The organism is Streptomyces sp. NPDC006743 (assembly GCF_040703815.1).
In the GTDB taxonomy this organism is placed as follows: Bacteria; Actinomycetota; Actinomycetes; order Streptomycetales; family Streptomycetaceae; genus Streptomyces.
Window position 1 is genome coordinate 42,798 of sequence record NZ_JBEYJA010000030.1, and the last position, 16,823, is coordinate 59,620.

Annotated in this window: 10 protein-coding genes; 2 read left to right on the forward strand and 8 right to left on the reverse strand. The window is 72.4% G+C overall.

Features of this window, described 5'->3' with window-relative positions:
• The first annotated feature begins 207 nt into the window (after window positions 1-207).
• Window positions 208-2,580 (forward strand): Orn/Lys/Arg decarboxylase N-terminal domain-containing protein, encoded by a 2,373-nt coding sequence (locus ABZ719_RS23430; RefSeq protein WP_366727129.1) that lies wholly within the window; start codon window positions 208-210, stop codon window positions 2,578-2,580.
• A 306-nt stretch (window positions 2,581-2,886) separates the two neighbouring features.
• On the opposite strand, the gene ABZ719_RS23435 is transcribed toward ABZ719_RS23430, so the two are convergent.
• From ABZ719_RS23435 to ABZ719_RS23470, 8 genes are all read right to left on the reverse strand, one after another.
• The gene (locus ABZ719_RS23435; protein ID WP_366727130.1) at window positions 2,887-3,297 is read right to left on the reverse strand and encodes a hypothetical protein; all 411 of its coding nucleotides are present in this window, start codon (window positions 3,295-3,297) and stop codon (window positions 2,887-2,889) included.
• A 515-nt stretch (window positions 3,298-3,812) separates the two neighbouring features.
• On the reverse strand, window positions 3,813-5,186 hold the full coding sequence (locus tag ABZ719_RS23440; protein WP_366727131.1) for a deoxyribodipyrimidine photo-lyase: 1,374 nt from the start codon (window positions 5,184-5,186) through the stop codon (window positions 3,813-3,815).
• Between the two features lie 348 nt (window positions 5,187-5,534).
• Entirely contained in the window at window positions 5,535-5,762 is a 228-nt protein-coding gene (locus tag ABZ719_RS23445; protein ID WP_366727132.1) for a helix-turn-helix domain-containing protein, read from the reverse strand.
• Window positions 5,763-5,918: 156 nt separating this feature from the next.
• Complete coding sequence (locus ABZ719_RS23450; RefSeq protein ID WP_366727133.1) at window positions 5,919-6,365, reverse strand: hypothetical protein; 447 nt, start codon at window positions 6,363-6,365, stop codon at window positions 5,919-5,921.
• Between the two features lie 103 nt (window positions 6,366-6,468).
• Complete coding sequence (locus ABZ719_RS23455; protein WP_366727134.1) at window positions 6,469-6,993, reverse strand: peptidoglycan DD-metalloendopeptidase family protein; 525 nt, start codon at window positions 6,991-6,993, stop codon at window positions 6,469-6,471.
• A 40-nt stretch (window positions 6,994-7,033) separates the two neighbouring features.
• A complete protein-coding gene (locus ABZ719_RS23460) occupies window positions 7,034-7,918 on the reverse strand; it encodes a peptidoglycan-binding protein (protein WP_366727135.1) in 885 nt (294 codons plus the stop codon).
• Between the two features lie 42 nt (window positions 7,919-7,960).
• Window positions 7,961-12,436: a peptidoglycan-binding domain-containing protein gene (locus ABZ719_RS23465; protein ID WP_366727136.1), complete on the reverse strand. Its 4,476-nt coding sequence runs from the start codon at window positions 12,434-12,436 to the stop codon at window positions 7,961-7,963.
• An 18-nt stretch (window positions 12,437-12,454) separates the two neighbouring features.
• Window positions 12,455-15,568: a hypothetical protein gene (locus tag ABZ719_RS23470; RefSeq protein WP_366727137.1), complete on the reverse strand. Its 3,114-nt coding sequence runs from the start codon at window positions 15,566-15,568 to the stop codon at window positions 12,455-12,457.
• 388 nt (window positions 15,569-15,956) lie between these two features.
• Here ABZ719_RS23470 and ABZ719_RS23475 point away from each other — a divergent pair, with 388 nt between their 5' ends.
• Window positions 15,957-16,820 (forward strand): nuclease, encoded by an 864-nt coding sequence (locus ABZ719_RS23475; protein WP_366727138.1) that lies wholly within the window; start codon window positions 15,957-15,959, stop codon window positions 16,818-16,820.
• Window positions 16,821-16,823: the final 3 nt, after the last annotated feature.

Sequence of the window (16,823 nt, forward strand, 5' to 3'; positions counted from 1 at the left end):
CCCGGCGGACCGCGCGTCCGCCGCGCTCGCTCCCGGCGTCCTGAAGCCGGACGCCACGGGATCCGAACCGCCGACGCCGAGGCGTCAAGGCGCAGTTCGCACGGTACGCCGAAGGGGTGGTTTGACCGGTCGTCGGCCGATCGTGAGTGCGGAGGAGGCGAACACTGAGGGGAGGGCTGGCACGGACCACGGGGGAAGGGGCACGGCATGGCCGACGGCACGGTCGTGGTGGCGGTGGCGGAGCATCCGGAGGACAGGAGCGCCACCGCAGGGCAGCTCGCGCGCATCGCCGAGGAGATCCGGGCGGGCGGCTTGCGGGTCCGGTGGGTGGTGAGCGCCTCCGACGCCGAGGCGGTGCTCAGGACGGAGGCCGGTCTGGCCGCCGCGTTGGTCGCCTGGGACCTTCCGCCCGGCGGCGAGGACGAGCCGGGCGGCGCGGCAGTGCTGCGCCGGATCGGACAGCGGTTCCAGGACCTGCCGGTGTACCTGGTCATGGCGGGCGAAGGGCTGCGCGAGCTGCCGCTGTGGGTGTCGCAGTCGGTGGTGGGCTACGTGTGGCCGCTGGAGGACACGCCGGTCTTCATCGCGGGGCGGATCAGCGCTGCCGCGCGGGCCTACCAGGAGGCCCTGCTCCCGCCGTTCTTCAAGGCGCTGCGGCGCTTCGACGACGCGCACGAGTACTCCTGGCACACCCCGGCGCACTCCGGTGGGGTCGCCTTCCTCAAGTCACCCGTCGGCCGGGCGTTCCACGAATACTTCGGGGAGCGGCTGCTGCGCAGCGACCTGTCGATCTCGGTGGAGCAGCTCGGCTCGCTGTTCGAGCACACCGGCCCGATCGGCGAGGCGGAGCGGAACGCGGCGCGGGTCTTCGGCTCCGACCACACGTACTTCGTCCTGCACGGCGACTCCACCTGCAACCGCCTGGTCGGCCACTTCAGCGTGACCCGCGACGAGATCGCCCTGGTGGACCGCAACTGCCACAAATCGGTCCTGCACGGCCTGGTCGTCTCCGGCGCCCGCCCGGTGTACCTGGTCCCCACCCGTAACGGTTACGGCCTCGCCGGACCGCTGCCGCCGGCCGAGATCGCCGCCGACGCGGTGGCGGCGCGGATCGCGGCGAACCCCCTCACGCGGGACGCGGTGTCCTCCCGTGCCCAGTACGCGGTGTTCACCAACTCCACGTACGACGGGCTGTGTTACGACGCGGCGACGGCGGCCCGGGCCTTCGCGGCCGGCACGCCCCGCCTGCACTTCGACGAGGCCTGGTTCGCGTACGCCCGTTTCCATCCGCTCTACGCGGGGCGCTACGGCATGGCGGTGGACGAGGAGGTCTTCCCCGGTCCCGAGCGGCCGACGGTCTTCGCCACCCAGTCCACCCACAAACTGCTGGCGGCGTTGTCGCAGGGCGCCATGGTGCACGTCCGGTCCGCGCCGCGGGCGCCGGTGGAACACGACCGGTTCAACGAGGCGCTGATGATGCACGGCACGACGTCGCCGCTGTATCCGATGATCGCCTCCCTGGACGTGGCCACGGCCATGATGGACGGTCCGCAGGGGCAGTGGCTGGTCGACGAGGCGGTGACGGAGGCGGTGCGGTTCCGTCAGGAGATGGTGCGGATCGGGCGGCGGATCGAGTCCGCCGCCGACCGGCCGCCCTGGTTCTTCGGGGTGTGGCAGCCGCGTGAGGTGACCGACCCGGTGAGCGGGGCGGTCGTGCCGTTCGACGAGGCTCCGGCGGAACTGCTGCGCACCGAGCCCTCCTGCTGGCACCTCGCTCCCGACGCGGACTGGCACGGCTTCCCCGGCCTGACCGACGGCTACTGCATGCTCGACCCGATCAAGGTCACCCTGACCTGCCCGGGGCTCGACGCGACCGGTGCGATGGCCGACTGGGGCATCCCGGCGCGTGTGCTCACCGCCTACCTGACCGCGCGCGGCATCGTCGTGGAGAAGACCGACAGCTACACCACGCTGGTGCTGTTCTCCATGGGCATCACCAAGGGCAAGTGGGGCACGCTGCTCGACGCGCTGATGGACTTCAAGGATCTCTACGACCGTGACGCGCCGCTGGACCGTGTGCTGCCCGCGCTGCTCGCCGAGCACCCCCGCCGCTACTTCGGACGGGGCCTGCGCGACCTGTGCCAGGAGATGCACGACCACTTGCGCGAGGCCCGCCTGGTCGAGCTGCTCGACACCGCGTTCCAGCAACTCCCTGAGCCGGTCGCCCCGCCCCAGCTGTGCTACCAGCGCCTGGTCCGCGGCGGCACGGAACGGATCCGCCTGGCGGACGCACCGGGCCGCATCGCCGCGGCGATGGTCACGGTGACGCCACCCGGCATCCCGGTCCTCATGCCGGGCGAGAGCGTCGGGGAGGCGGACGGCCCCCTGCTGCGTTACCTGAGCGCCCTGGAGTCCTTCGACCACCGCTTCCCCGGCTTCGGCAGCGAGACGCACGGGGTGACCCGCGCTCCCGACACCGGGGACTACCTGATCGAGTGCCTGTGGCCCGACGAGGAGCAGGAGAATGCGGGGGGCAGGACGCCGGCACAGCGGAGCGGAGCGCGGGTGTCCGGCCGGTGAGGTGAGCCCGAGAAGCGGGGGAGGGGCGGCCGGGCCGCGCCCGCCCCTGCCTGCCTCGGCGTCGCTCCACCCGGTCAGCCATCGGCCGGCGGTTCTCCCTTCGGCTCTGGCGCCGCGCAGCGCTGACCGGGACGGTCCCGGTGCCGACCGGACCGGCCCGAGCTGTCGTGCGCAGGGCCCCCGCCGGAACGGCAGCCCCCCCACATGTGCCGGACTGGAGGGGCGGGAGGCCTCCGTCACCCCCGTCGGGCCGCTCCGGTCAGCGACCTCTCGCGGTGCTCCCCGCCAAGGGGACCGTTCCTGTCTTCAGGGTCGGTGACGCAGACTCCAGACAAGGAGCGGTACCGACACCAGGAGCAGCGTTCCCTCCACGGCGAGGCTGGCCAGGCCCAGCGGCTCCGTCCAGTTCCCGACGTCGTCCCTGTAGTCGGGAAGTCCCGGGCCCCTGGAGAGGAGGTAGCCCAGTACAGGCCCGGCGGCGACCCCGGCTGCCAGCAGCCAGCCGGGGCGGGGCAGGCGCATGAGCAGCAGCACGGCGGCGACCACGGCCGCGATCTCCAGGACGTGGTAGGCGATGCCGACGTAAGCGGGGTCGCGCGTCGCCGTGAAACCGCCTTGGTCCACGACGTGGATGCCGGCCACCACGAGGCACAACAAGGCCCCCGCCCACCTGGCCGCCCAGGCGGGCTCGGGCTCCGTCACGGTGCGGTCTGACATGCCGCGGTACCTTCCCTCGCTCCACCCGCGCGCCTTGCCGCGCCAGGATGCCGTTCACCGGATCGTCCGGAACAGGCCGGCAGGCCGTGCCCCTGTCAGGTACCACCTTCGGCGGACGGCGGCGCGCCGTCCCTTCCGGCAGCGCAAGCGAGTGACGTGACGAGCCAGGCAAAGAGGAGACAGGCCGCCCCATCCCCTGGCGCTTGCCGGCGCGTCCAGGGCGTTCGCCCTGAGCCGTACCGAAGCGTTGCGGGAGCAGCCGCGCGGCACCGGCCCACGGCGGGTGCCGGCTCTGTGCCCGGACGCCACCGGGACCGGCCTCGGACTGCCGTGACCGTCGCTGACGCGCTCCCCCGGGGCTCTTCAGGGCCGACGCGCGTCGAGCAGCCCGGCCCGGTACCGTGCGCTGAACCGGGAACGGGGGCGTCCGGCATCCGTGCGCCGGGCAGGGTGCGGTGTGCGCGCGAGCCTTCCGTGGTGTCCGGCGGCCGGCGGACACCACCTCCCGCAGGCCGTCACGCGCGCCCCCGGGCCCGCCTGAAGCGGTCCAGGCCCTCTGCCAGGGACACCACCGGTTCGGGGTAACCGGTGCTCGCGCGCTCCTGGTCCGGAAGGTTCCACGGTTCGTGCACGGACGCCCCCGGCACGTCCGACAGTTCCGCCACCCAGCGCCGCACGTACGCCCCCTGCGGGTCGTACCGCTTGCCCTGGGCGACCGGGTTGAGGACCCGGTTGGGCCGGGTGTCGGTGCCCGTGCCGGCCACCCACTGCCAGTTCAGCTGGTTGTTCGCCACGTCGCCGTCGACGAGCAGGTCCAGGAAGTGCCGGGCGCCCAGCCGCCAGTCGACGTACAGCGTCTTGGCGAGGAAGCTCGCGGTCAGCAGCCGCCCCCGGTTGTGCATCCACCCCTCGTGGCGCAGCTGCCGCATCGCCGCGTCCACGACGGGATAGCCGGTGCGGCCCTCCCGCCACGCCTCGGCGTCGGCCTCCGCGTCCTTCCCGGCACGCCACCGGTCGCCGCGCGTGCGGTAGTCGTGCGCGGCGGCGTCGGGGCGTGCGGCGAGCACCTGGCGGTGGAAGTCGCGCCAGGCGATCTGCCGCACGAACGCCTCCGCGCCCGCGCCGCCGGCCCTGCGGGCCCGGTGCACGACCTCGACCGGCGACAGCGTGCCGAAGTGCAGGTGGGGGGAGAGCCGCGAGGTGGCGTCGCCCGCCAGGTCGTCGTGCCGTTCCTCGTAGGCCTCCACGCCCGAGCGCAGCCACGCCGTGAGCCCGCGCCGCCCCTCCGTCTCGCCGCCCGGGCACAGTCCCGGCGACACACCGCGCACCGCGGCGCGCTCCGGCAGCGGGGCGGAGCCCACCTCCGGCGGCACGGTGAGCGCGCGCGGCACGTCCAGCACGTCCCGCAGGCCCTCGGCGGACCAGCGCCGGTAGTACGGCGTGAACACCGCGAAGTGGTCGGAGGAGGCCGGTGTCACCGCGCCCGGCGCCACGGCGGTGCTCACCGTGTCGTGCACGTACAGACGCCGCCCACCGGCCTCCAGCGCCCGGCGCAGCCGCCGTTCGCGGCTGTGCGCGAAGGCGCTCACATCACCCGCCATGTGCACCTCGTCGGCGTCCGCCTCGGCGGCCACCCGGCACACCTGTGCGACCGTGTCGCCCTCGCGCACCACCAGCCGCCCGCCCCGCGCCCGCAGCCGGGCGTCCAGATCCCGCAGGCAGTCGGCGAGGAACGCGAGCCGGTTCGGCGCGGCGAAACCCGCTGCGTCCACGGCCGGGTCACGCACGAACAGCGGTACCACCCGCCGTCCTTCGCGCAGCGCCGCACGCAACGGCGGGTGGTCCGACAGGCGAAGATCGCAGGTGAACACGACGACCGAGGACCGCATGGGGCTCACTTCCGCTGCCGGGGGACACTCCGATGTCCGCATTTTCCGTATTCTCCCGGACGGAGGGATCCCCAGGGACGGGGGCGCGCTTTCCGGCGGCCCGTGCCACGGCGGCCACGAGGGTCACGGGGGTCGCGGGGCCACTCAAGGACGGCGCTCACCGGCGCACCGGATCGGCGGATGCCCGCGGGTGGCGGCCAGGGCGGCCGGTCCTCTTCGCCCCGCTCGACGACCGGACGGGGGACGGCAGCCACCCGGGTCCGCGCGAGGGCACGACTCGCCGCTCACGCGCTCCTTCTTCCCCGGGGGCCGCCGGCCCCGGACAGAGGCGTTCTGCGTCCCCGGTGGTCAGCGGGCGTGTGCGTGGCCGGTCTCTTCGCGGCGCCCGCCCGGACGGGGGCCTCCCCTGCCGCGCAGGGGGACGTCGGTCTCGGTCAGCACCCGGTGCACGAACCCGTACGACCGGCTGTGGGCCTCGGCTATGGCCCGTATGGACATGCCGCGTTCGTACTGCTCCCGCATCTCCCGCGCGAGCTGCGCGCGGGCCGCGCCGGTGATCTGCTTGCCCTTGTCCACGAATCCTCTCCTTCACTGCTCGGCGTCCGGCTGTGATCGTCGTCTACCCCGCGGAGCCCGTCCTGCGCACCCGGAGGCCGAAATCGCGGCACGGACGCCGGGCGGCCGGAGGCCCGCCCCCCTCCTGCGGACTCGCACGCCCTCGCCCCCGGGGGACTACTCGCCGGGTGACAGCACCGCGTAGGTGACCTGCGTCCCGTCGTCCAGCCTCGTCCGGATGTACTGCTCGTTCATGGTGGGCTTCGAGGTGAGCAGCGAGATCAGCACGCCGACCGGAGCCGAGAGGAACTTGATGACACCACCGGCCGCGGTCTGGGCGAACAACGTCTCCAGCCGCGCGAGGGACGCCTCGGTGAGCAGTTCCCCGACGAAGTCCTTCAAGTCGCCGGAACTTTCGGGCGGGCCGTTGTAGATGGTCACGTAGTAGCCGCTGTTCTGGCGCGGGCTGACGCTGATCGTCGCGTCGTCGCGGATCGGGTTGCCGGCCGGGGCCTCCTTCGGGATCGCGATCAGAGTTCCGTCAGGATCAGGAGCCGCCTCGAATCTGTCGGTGGCGTCGGTCTGCGGATCGGGCAGGGTGTCCTGCATCGTTTCGTCGGACATCGTGGTTTCCTCGCTTCGGCAGGATGAGGGCGACGGTCTGTGCTGCGGGGCGGCGGGCCGGGGGCCCCGCCCGCCGCCGTCCGCTTCCTCCGCGGACGCGTGGTCAGTCGACCACGGGTGGCGAGCCGTCCTGCATGAACGTCACCGTGGTCACGGTGTCCGTGTTGCCCGTGTCCAGGAAGAGTTTGTACAGGTCGACGCCTTGGTAGGTGCCGCCCGGCGCACCGCCGATGATCTCCACCAGCGCCAGGTGCAGATGAGGCGGCGTCGGGTCGAACCGGAGCACGGTGCCCAGCGGGTCACCTCTGCTGACCGTGGAGTCGACGGCCAGCTCGGGCGGCACATCGGTCAGGTGGGTGTAGAAGCCGCCCATCATGTCGTTGGGGGCACGCATGAACAGCTGTGCTCCGTAGACCTTCTGCGTGTCCGCGTCGGGGTCGTGCGGCACCAGCTTGGTGATGTGCGCGTCGAAGGCGGCGAGGATCTGTGTCCCTTCGTCCGCGCCCAGGTCCATGCCGAACTGGATGTACCAGTTCGGTGGCTGGTGGCCCCCCTGGTTGGGCCCTCCGAGCCCCCCGGTGAAGCCCGACGGGAACGGATGGGAAAGGTCGATGTCGAACGAGGCCATGGTGGCCACCTCTTGTCTGCTCCTGGATCCGGGTGACGGATCACACGGAAAGAACGTTGAAGCCCGCGCTCGTGAGCTGTGAACCCAGAGCGCTGACCGTGGCGGCGTCGTCGAACTGCCCGTTCGCCGGGTCGATCCCGTTGGCGTCCTGGAACGCCCGGACCGCGGCCTGCGTCCCGGGACCGTCCACGCCGTCCTGAGCGCCCGGCTTGAACCCGAGGGCCAGCAGGGCACCTTGCACGCCGAACACGTCGGCCAGCTGCATCGCGATCTGTTCCACGGGCTGCCCCTGGTCCGCGACCGCCTGGGCCAGCACGAAGTGTTCCCGGTCGAGTCTGTTGCGGATCCGGATGGTTCCCTCGTCCGGTGTGAAGTGGCACTCGTCCGCGGCAGCCGTCCAGTCGTTCCTGGCGACCGCTGCCCGGAACGTGGGGAAGTCGTTCAGTGTCGGTCCCAGCGCCCAGCACATGCTCAGGGTCGCCAGCTGCGCATTGGCCGGCCAGGCGGCGAAGCCGCTGAACTCCGTACGGGAGAGCAGGGTCGACTCCATCTGGTCCAGCTTGGCGAACACACGGCGGTCGATCTCGTCGTCGTCCACGTGCAGGGAGGTGAGCGGCGGCCGGAAGGCGTTGTGTCCCCGCGGTGCCAGTTCCAGGTGCCCTTTGACGGCGTCCCAGTCGGCGGCGACCTGGTCGGCGGTGGCCTCCGAACCGTCGTCGTTGACCAGCCAGCGGTACTGCCGCGCCTCGGCCAGTGAACGGTCGCGTTCGTCGGCGGTCGGCGCCGAGTCGGGTTTCTCCGTCTCGTCGATCTTGTTGCCGATGCCGGTGCTCACCCAGCCCTTCTGGTCCAGGTACATGAAGGCCACCCGGCCTTCGAGCGGATCGTTGAACGCGATCCAGTAATCGCGCACGCTGTCGAACATGGTGCTGTCTCCGTCCTGGCCGTCGCCACACCTGCCGCCCGGTCAGCGGCGGCCGAACCCGCCGTGCCGGCCGTCCCGGTCGTGATCGTCACCGTCGTCCTCCCGTCCGTCGGGCCCGTCGTGCCTGTTGTCGCCGTCGCCCCGGCCCTGTCCGTCACCGTCGTCGTCATGCCATCCCCTGCCCGGCGAGACCTCCACGGCGTCGCAGTAGATCACCGGCCCACGGGGCTCCGGGGGCGGCGGGCCCACCGGCCCCGGGGACGGTGGACGCCCGTCGGCCGGGATGCCCTCGGTCTCCACGACCAGCAGGCGCAGCGGTGATCCCGGCCGCACCGGCGGCACGGGAACCTGGCCGGTGTAGAAGGGACGGTGGGAGGACTCCGCGTCGATCGAGGTCAGGGTGGTGAGTGTGTCGTCGAGGGTCACCCAGCCGAGGTCTTCGTCGGTGACGGTGCCGTGCCGGCGTTGCAGCACGGCGGTGATCTCGGGCGGCTGCGACCCGGTGGGGTCCCAGGAGGGACCGGTGACGCTCACCGTCAGCGGCCGGCCCGGCTGCACCGTCAGCTCCCGGTCGGGCAGGACGCGCACCAGGTCGGCGAGGACGACGGGGGAGATCTCGGCGCCGGGGATCGAATCCGGCTGGTAGCGGACGAGCGCGAGCCGGACGAACGGCAGGCAGGCGTCCCCGGTGTCCAGTTCCAGATCCGCGAACCAGCGGCCACCCTCCTCCGCCGCGTCGAACTGGGGGGCGAAGCCCACGACCGTGACGGGCAGCGCACCGGTGGGCGTGGGAAGGGACAGCTTCGCGGGCGGGCCCGCGGCGTCGGTGAACATCTGCGCGGTCGGGGCGACGACGGGGGCCGAGTGGTGCAGGGGGTCGCGGCCCATCAGGGTGACCCAGGCGTCGCGGACCGCATCCGGGTCGCCGCCGGGCGGCTCGCCGAGAACCACGCCGAGCAGTTCCCCGTCCCCCGAGGAGAACCACGGGCGCTCCAGGTAGACCCGGACACCGCTCCCGCGCCGGCGTCTGACAAGGGCGCCGGACGGCCCGTCGTCCTGCTCCAGGGAGAGCGTGGGCATGCAGTACAGCAGTCCCGGTGCCGTGGGCCGCGCGCTGCTGAGCACCGAGTACTCCTGCGCCGCGCCCCGCACGCTGAGGTCGTCCCGGCCGGGGTCCGCGAACTGCGCGGGGAAGCAGTCACCGAACCCGCTGCCCGCCAGGGGCCGGTAGTGCACCGTGCGGTGTCTGGTGTCGCCGAACTCGTGCTTCTCGATGAGGGGAGCGGCCTTGTCGGTGACGGCCTTGTCCTCGGCCGCCCGGGTGCTGAAGGACAGGACACCGTCCTGGAGGAGCGCGGGTTCGGTGCCGGGGCTCCCGGTCCGGCTCGCCCGGGCCGTCAGCAGTCCGAACACCGGGGCGGTCATGGTGCGGCTGTCCCGGCCCGTCGGACCGGCGTCCGTCACCTCCGTCCATTCCGCGACCAGGTCGATCCGGCCCGTGCTGTCCTCGTCCAGTGCGATGGTGCCGGTGAGATGCTGGGAGGTCGCCTTCTCCGGACGCGGGGCCGGCTCCTGCGCCAGGTCCAGCACGGGTGTCCGCAGCGGCTTCTGCACGGCGTGGACGAGCGTCAGTTCCTGCCCGGGGGTGAACATCCAGTGCCCTCCGGCCGCGGCCAGCGCCAGCACCTCGTCGGCCGGCCGCGGCTCGGGCCCGGTTCCCGAGGCGGGCATCGGCATGTTCCGGCACCAGGCGGCCAGGCCCATCACGTCCTCGTCCAGATCGATCCCGGAGGACACCTGGACCACCGCCACGGCGCCCTTGGGCAGCAGGACCGTCAGCACCCTGGACGCGTCGTCGAAGCTTGGTGGCCCGCTGCCCTCGGCGAGCCTGAGCCGGAAGGACTCGGGGCGGTGCCAGACCGCGCCGTTCCAGGGGACGAAGAACGGCCGGCCGGCGGGCATCCCGGGCAGGCCGTGGAAGACGGCACCGGAGGACAGGGGGTCACGGAGGTAGGGCAGTTCGACCTGCTCCCCGGTGTGCAGGGCGGTCACCGGCGGATGGAGGGGATCCGCGCCCGGTGAGGTGATCGGCACCGTCCGCACGTCCGGCCCGGTCACGTCGCTCAGTGAGCCGCTCTCCCGCACAGCCAGGTCGTAGACCGCGTCCTGGACGGCGTGGTCGCTCGACCCGATGGCCTCGTCCAGCAGTCCGTGCCGCTCCACGCACTCCAGCGACGCCTTCGGCGCCACCAGGTGACGTTCGTCGGTTCCCTGGTACGGCGCGTGGCCCTGCGCGGTGACCAGCGGTGAACGGTTGAGGTCCGCGGCGTACTCCTCGGCCGTGGTGCCGTCCGCCGGTGGCGCACCGGTGCCGCAGTCCACGATGAAGCCGTTCTTGCGGCCCAGCTCGGTGAGGGACTGGCAGCCCGGCCGACCGTCCGCGTCGCTCCCGGAGAACCCCTGGGCGCGTTGCTCCTCGGCGTAGGCGGCCCGGGTCCGATCGCCGAAGAAGCCGTCGGCGCCGCCCGGAAGGGCGTGGCCCTCGGCGATGAGGGCCTGCTGGACGGTGCGGACGTCGTCGTCGGTCAGCCGGAACTGCACCCGGGAGAGCAGGACCGGGGGTGCGGCCGGCGGTGCGCCGGGCGGGCCGGCCGGCGGCGGCGCGGGACCGGGGCTGCTCCGGATCACCATCCGGTACGGCGAGGCGCCCTCCTGGAACGGCAGCCGGGGGACGACGGCCGGCGAGAGGACGGGCTCGAACCTCTGGAACCGCAGCGTTCCCGCGGCAGGGATCGTCAGGTCCTTCGGATCGGTCGGGGCCGGTTGCGGGGGGTCCGTCAGAGCAGTGGCGCGGGTGGAGTCGATGCCGTTGCCCGCCAGATCGACGGTGCGCAGCCGTACCCGGTACCCGGTTCCGAAGCGCAGCCGGGGCAGGGACCCGGGCCGCGGCCTGGTCGTGATCTCCAGCGGTACGCCCGGCCCGGCATCGTTCTTGGGTGGTATGGGCGGCTTGGGTGGTTCGCCGGGCTCGTCCGTCTCGGTGTCCAGCACCAGGCCCGGGCGGGGGGCGCCGAGCGCCCACCCGTCCCAGGTGGCGAGCTGCTCGGGGACGTAGAGCGTGGAGCCGTCGCGCGAGGAGACCAGGTGTTCCTGGAAGAAGCCTTCGTCCGACGCGGTGAACAGCAGCGGTCCGGAGCCCGGTGCGCGGTACTCCACGTCGCGCTCGTGCAGGGACAACCAGGTGTGCCGCCGGTCGTCCCAGACGTCCATCCGGTGGCCGCGTACCACGTCCTCGGCGAAGAGTTCCGGCCCGGCCGCATCGGCGTCCGGGGGCCGGCCGTCGGGCGGGGCGACTTCGGGGTTGTTCTTCGCGAGCGCGGTGGCGAAGGCCTTGTGCTGTTCGCCCGCGCGGGCGAAGTCACCGGTCAGGACAGACAGGCGGTCGTTGCGGAACAGTGAGATCCCGGGCGCCCGCACCGGTCCCAGGCCGACGGAGTTCTCGGTGGCGGCCAGCATGCCGAGCGCGACGGAGTCGAAGTCGGTCTGCTCCAGCAGGTATCGGGGCTCTCCCGCTTCGTCCCGTGCTCCCAGGGCTTCCAGGCCCAGGGAGGGAGGCGGCAGCGGATCACCGGGTGTGGCCGCCCTGGCCGCGGGGACGAAGACGTGCCGGTCCGGGAGGAAGACGTAGCGGGTGCGGGAGGAGACGTCGTGCGGGTCCGGGGCGGGCCCGGGCGGCCACAGGGGCTCGACCGTGAGCAGCCGCTCGCCCGAGGAGACCGGGAGGCGGTCGGCGGGCAGCAGGAAGTCCAGGACGATCCCGAGCCGCCTGAGCAGGGCCGGGTGGTCGCCGAGATGGGTGAGCAGTTCGTGGAAGCCGGGCCGCTTCGCGGTCACCGGCTGCGGCGCGTCCCCGTCCGTACCGGCGGCGACCGTCTCCAGCCGCGTGTTCGAGTGGAACCTGGCCAGCGAGTCGAGCTGTGGCAGCGCGGGGGGCTGGGGTGCGGCCGCCGTCCCGGACGCCACTTCCTGCGGGGTGTCCGAGGCGGGGCTCTGGGGTTTCAGTGCTCCCCACGTGGGGGGCGGCCGGTCGGGCCACATCCGTCCGGCGCCGGCGTAGGTCCGCTGGGTGAGGTCGCGCACCTCGGCGACCGAGTAGGTGCGCACCTGCCCTGGGCTGGTCTCCGGAGTACTGAAGGCGGGAGGTTCCAGGCGCGTGCCGGCGGGGAAGACGCTCGCCCACAGCGTCGGGTCGGGCGCCGGACCCTGGGGCCGGAGGCCTTCGGTGAAGACGGCGGTCGTGGCCGGGGTGCCGCTCTCCGCGGCGAACCGGAAGGTGGCCCCGGCGACCTTGTCCGGCCAGTGGAGGAAGTCATCGAACTGGCTCAGTGTGCCCTCCGCCGGGGGATCGCCCGGGGGTGTCAGCCGGGGGGCGACGAAGACCGACACCCTGGCCTGGGTGCCGTCCTCGGACAGGCCCGCCGGCAGGACGGTCCAGTTGATGTGCTGGTCGATGGGCATGGTCGTCTCCCACCGGGCTCACCTGGCGTAGGCCTCGCAGTAGGCGCGCCAGTGCGGGTCCTTGGGCATGCAGAGGGCGAAGGAGGGGTCGGCGGGCGAGCCGGAGAAGGACCGCTCGAAGGGGATCGAGACGGACTTGCTGAAGAAGGCGATGCGCACGCTGACGGTGAGGCTGCCGCTGCCGCGGATCACCGTCCGGCCGTGGTCGTTCGTGTAGCTGAGTTCCACGTAGAAGTCGACGGACACGGTCACGATGCCCAGCACGGAGAGGAAGCCGTGGAACCGCAGGTAGCCGCTCAACTGGACGTTCCGGGGGCCCGCGACCTTGAAGCGGACGCCCGCCATGATGGTCACACCCCCGGCGGCGACTCCGACGTCGATCGCGGCGCCGCCGCCGAACTCCAGGGCGCCCTCGATCTCCCGCAGGCCGTCCTTGACGTCGACGCACATGGAGAAGTAGCCGCCCCCGCCGAAGAGGGAGACGGTGACGTTGAAGGGGTGCTGCTGCTCCGAGACGGAGAAGCGGAAGGAGACGGGGGAGGAGTCGAGGGGGATCGTCAGTTCGGCCGTCAGGGTGAGGTTCGTCAGGCTGAGGGCGCCCAGGGCGATGGAGGGGAGACCCAGTCTGTAGCCGGCGACGATGCCGGCGGGCCGGACGTCGACGTAGGCACCGGGGCCGATGAGGTCCGAGGGCAGCGCGCTGCGGAGGGTGTTGACGAACTCCAGGTCGTTGCGGAACTTGACTGCCAGACCGGAGGCGGTGACGTCGGGTTTCCGGCCCGGGCCGGTGCGGAACTTCAGGTCCGCTATGTCCACCTCGATGTCACCGAAGTCCAGTCCGAAGTTGGTCAGTTCGCCCGTCACGGTGGCGTTGTCGACAGCGTCCTTCGAGCGGGTGGTCCTGGCGTCCAGGGTGAGCGTGGCACCGGTCACGACGAGGAAATGGGTCGGGTCGTCCTCCCGGGCGGAATCGGGCTTCGCCAGTTTCGTCTTCCACACGTAGCGCAGTTCCTTGCCCTGCCCGTCCGCCAGGTCGCGGATGCGCAGCACCGGCGCCGGCAGCATCCGTTGCGAGTCCTTCAGGATGGCGTCGATCTGGTCGTCGCCCAGCTGCCGGAGCTGTCCGAGGTCCTCCTTGACGATGTCGCTCATGACCTGCGGGAGGTCGATCAGACCGAGCAGTTTGGCCCCGCCGAAGGCCGTCTGTATGAGCTGGCGCGCGTCGGTGGCGCCTGCCGCGAAGACGTCCGGGACGACACCTGCCTGACTGGTGATGAGCCGCAGCGCGGTCTGGGGGCTGGCGAGGCCGCCGGCCTTCTCCGCCCCCAGGGTGAGGGGGAGGGCTTCCGCGAGCTTGAGGTAGGCCCCGGCGGGGTGGCTGTCCATGCCGTGCACCAGGTAGGTGGTGTCGAACGTCACCGGGAGCGCTTCGGCCTTCGGCAGGAACTGTTCGGCCGCGGGCACCCGCACCGTCCCGCCGGACACGTGGGGCAGCCCGACGGCGGGGTGGGTCTCCTTCCCGTCGTCGTCCGTGGTTCCCAGACCGAAGGTCAGGGTCTCGACCGCGTGTGCGGTGCTGCCGGGCGCCTCGGCCGGGGGCTGGGCCATGGCCATCGTCTGCCCGTGCAGCTCACGCACCCGGCGGTTGGGGACGGCACCGGCGCGCGGGTCCGTCTGACCGTAGACGCCCCTGAAGTTCCCGTCGGGATCGGGGAGCCCGTCGGGAACGAAGACCAGGGGCATGGTGAAACTGACGTTCCGGCCTTCGCTGTCCGTCCCTATCAGGGTGAACTCGTGATCGGCCTCGGGGTTCTGAAGGACCACCCAGAAGGCGGTCGAATCCTTGAGGGGCTTGTTCTTCTCCTCCAGCGAGGGGGGTACCGGCGGCTTGATGGGCGGGGTGGCGCGGTCCGTGATCCGCAGCGTGCGGAAGGGCATCTCACGGCCCCCGTGCGTGTAGCCGCCCTGCCCGTAACGGACCTCCGGCTGCTTGATGATGACGCGGTCCTCGCGCCGCAGGAAGGCGACGATGCCGCCGTCGGGGTGGACGGCGAACACCCGCTTGAACTCCTTGACGTGCGAGGCCTCGTGGCCGGTGCTCAACCGGCCGTGCCGCACCACCCGCACGAACTGGTCGCGCCCCAGGCCCGTGATGTGGTCGTACGCCTCCAGCCCGTTGCTCGCCGGCACCGGTGGCCAGGTGCCGTGCAGATGGGCCGAGGAACCCAGGGGGGTGACGATGAACTGGTCCGACCGCAGCGGTGCGCTGGGGATCTCGGGGGGCGGCCCGCCGGGGACGACCTGTTCGTTCCGGCTGGTGAGGGTGACGATGTCCGCCAGGTCCTCGGCCGTGAGCGGACTGCCGGCGGGCAGGTCACCCCGGCTCCCGGCCGCGGCGAAGGCGCGGAGCAGGACCGGGCCCTCCTGGCTGCCGTGCAGTCGGGCGTGCCACAGGGCGGTGCGCCCGTCCGCCTGCTCGGGGCCGGTCCGCCCCACCCAGTCGACCGGCTCGTCGTACGTGATCAGCAACCGGGTGGGGAACTCGATGACGCTTCTGGGCAGGCCCTGGAAGAGAGCCGGCCCGCCGGGGTCCGGCTGCGTCTGACCGACCGGTACGGTCATCGGCACCAGGCGCGACCAGTCGAGGAGCGACTCCAACGACAGCTCCAGGCCCTCCAGCGTGGCCGGGACCGAGAAGGACAGCGTGCTCGTCCCGGCGGTCACCGCGGACGCGGTACCGGCGGCGGGCAGCTGCTCGAAGCTCTGCTCCAGCACATGCTGGGGCGGCAGCGTGACGACCACCAGCGTGGGAGCGGCCGGGTCCGCGCGCACCAGGCGGTGGCCGTCGAAGCGCAGGTTGACCAGGGATATGTCGAGGACGAGCATGTCCGACGGCCGCACCACGCGGAACGGACCCGCGACGACGTCGTCGTCCGGCGGACAGGAGTCCGGGGGGCCGCCGGGGCGGGGGCCGTCGCACGGGCCGGACGGCCGGCCCCTGCCGGGGGGTCCGTGCCCGCCGAAGTCACCGTCGTGGTCGCCACCGGGGCCACCGAAGTGGCCGTCGCCGGGATGGTGTCGCAGATCTTTCCACAGCCCCGCAGAGCCGGGGCGGACGATGCCGAATGACATGGGAAACGCCTCATCCGAGGAGCGTCGTAGCGTGGCACGAAGCCACCGACCTCTCCTCCATGTTCACTCGCATGGCAGTGCCCCGCCACCGGGCGGGGCACGTGATGCAGCCGCGGCGCGCGCCCATTTCGTAGACGACTCAACCGAATTGGGGCCGACGGCAGCTCGCGGACGCGTCGTCGCCCACCGGAACAGGCTCCGCTCGTCCCGGCGGGGGCCCGGCTCGTCCCGGCGGGAGTCCGGTTCGCCCCTTCGGGCGGACGGACCGGCCGAAGCGCGGAAGGAGCCTTCCCCGTACCGCCGTTGCACCCCGTGCGGCGCGGGGATAGCGTCGTTCATGTCCGGCCCCCCGCCTCCCCGCAATCCGTACACGTCGTCGGGAGCCGCCATGACCATGCTGCTCATCAACGGATCCTTCCAGGTGGAAGGCACGCAGCCGGACGGTGACACCGTCCACTTCACCCCCACCGACCCGAACACGTGGGAACTCCTCGGCACGCGCGCTCACGCCGTCAAGCACGACGCGCTCGGACGCGCCACGCTCCGCCTCGACGCGATCGACGCGCTGGAGACCCACTACGGCGCGAACCGAGTGCACCAGCCCCTGCGGTTCGCGCACGCGGCGCGCGACGAACTGCTCCGCTGGCTGGGCTTCGAGAACGTCCGGCAGGGTCCGGACGAGACCGTGACCGCCACCGAACCGGCCACCGTCCCCGGCTCCGTCCTGACCGGCGGAGCCGACGTCCACGGACGGTGCGTCTCCCTGGTGGGCCGCGGTGCTTGCGAAGGCCCGGGCGGTGTGGAGGTCGACGTCGACGCCGCCCTGCTCCGGACGACGGCCAACCACCACCTGCTCACGGAGGGCCTGGTCTACCCCACCTTCTACCGCAGTCTGTTCCCGAGCCTGCGCGAGGAGTTGACCGCCGCCGCCCGGCAGGCGCGGACGGCACCGGGCCAGGGGCTGTGGCCCAGCGACGTGACGACGGCCGGGGCGAAGGTGACGGCACTCTCCTCCCTCACCGACGACGTCGTGATCCTCCCCAAGCTCTTCCGCCGCCTCGTCGACTTCCTCCAGCTCGGCGCCCCCTCCCTGACCTGCTTCCCCGCCTACCTCGCCGGAGTGCGGGACCACTTCACCGTCCTGTCCACCGGCCGGCGCTGCGCCGGCCTGCACGCCGTCGTCGAGGTCACGGACGGCCAGACGGTGCGGATGACACAGCCGCCCGAGGACCTCGTCTTCGACGAGGCGTGACGA

Excerpts from the sequence above, each read along its gene's own strand:
- ABZ719_RS23440 (WP_366727131.1), bottom strand. The coding sequence starts at position 5,186 with ATGCGGTCCTCGGTCGTCGTGTTCACCTGCGATCTTCGCCTGTCGGAC.
- ABZ719_RS23435 (WP_366727130.1), bottom strand. The coding sequence starts at position 3,297 with ATGTCAGACCGCACCGTGACGGAGCCCGAGCCCGCCTGGGCGGCCAGG.
- ABZ719_RS23460 (WP_366727135.1), bottom strand. The coding sequence starts at position 7,918 with ATGTTCGACAGCGTGCGCGATTACTGGATCGCGTTCAACGATCCGCTC.
- ABZ719_RS23475 (WP_366727138.1), top strand. The coding sequence starts at position 15,957 with ATGACCATGCTGCTCATCAACGGATCCTTCCAGGTGGAAGGCACGCAG.
- ABZ719_RS23430 (WP_366727129.1), top strand. The coding sequence starts at position 208 with ATGGCCGACGGCACGGTCGTGGTGGCGGTGGCGGAGCATCCGGAGGAC.
- ABZ719_RS23450 (WP_366727133.1), bottom strand. The coding sequence starts at position 6,365 with ATGTCCGACGAAACGATGCAGGACACCCTGCCCGATCCGCAGACCGAC.
- ABZ719_RS23465 (WP_366727136.1), bottom strand. The coding sequence starts at position 12,436 with ATGCCCATCGACCAGCACATCAACTGGACCGTCCTGCCGGCGGGCCTG.
- ABZ719_RS23470 (WP_366727137.1), bottom strand. The coding sequence starts at position 15,568 with ATGTCATTCGGCATCGTCCGCCCCGGCTCTGCGGGGCTGTGGAAAGAT.
- ABZ719_RS23455 (WP_366727134.1), bottom strand. The coding sequence starts at position 6,993 with ATGGCCTCGTTCGACATCGACCTTTCCCATCCGTTCCCGTCGGGCTTC.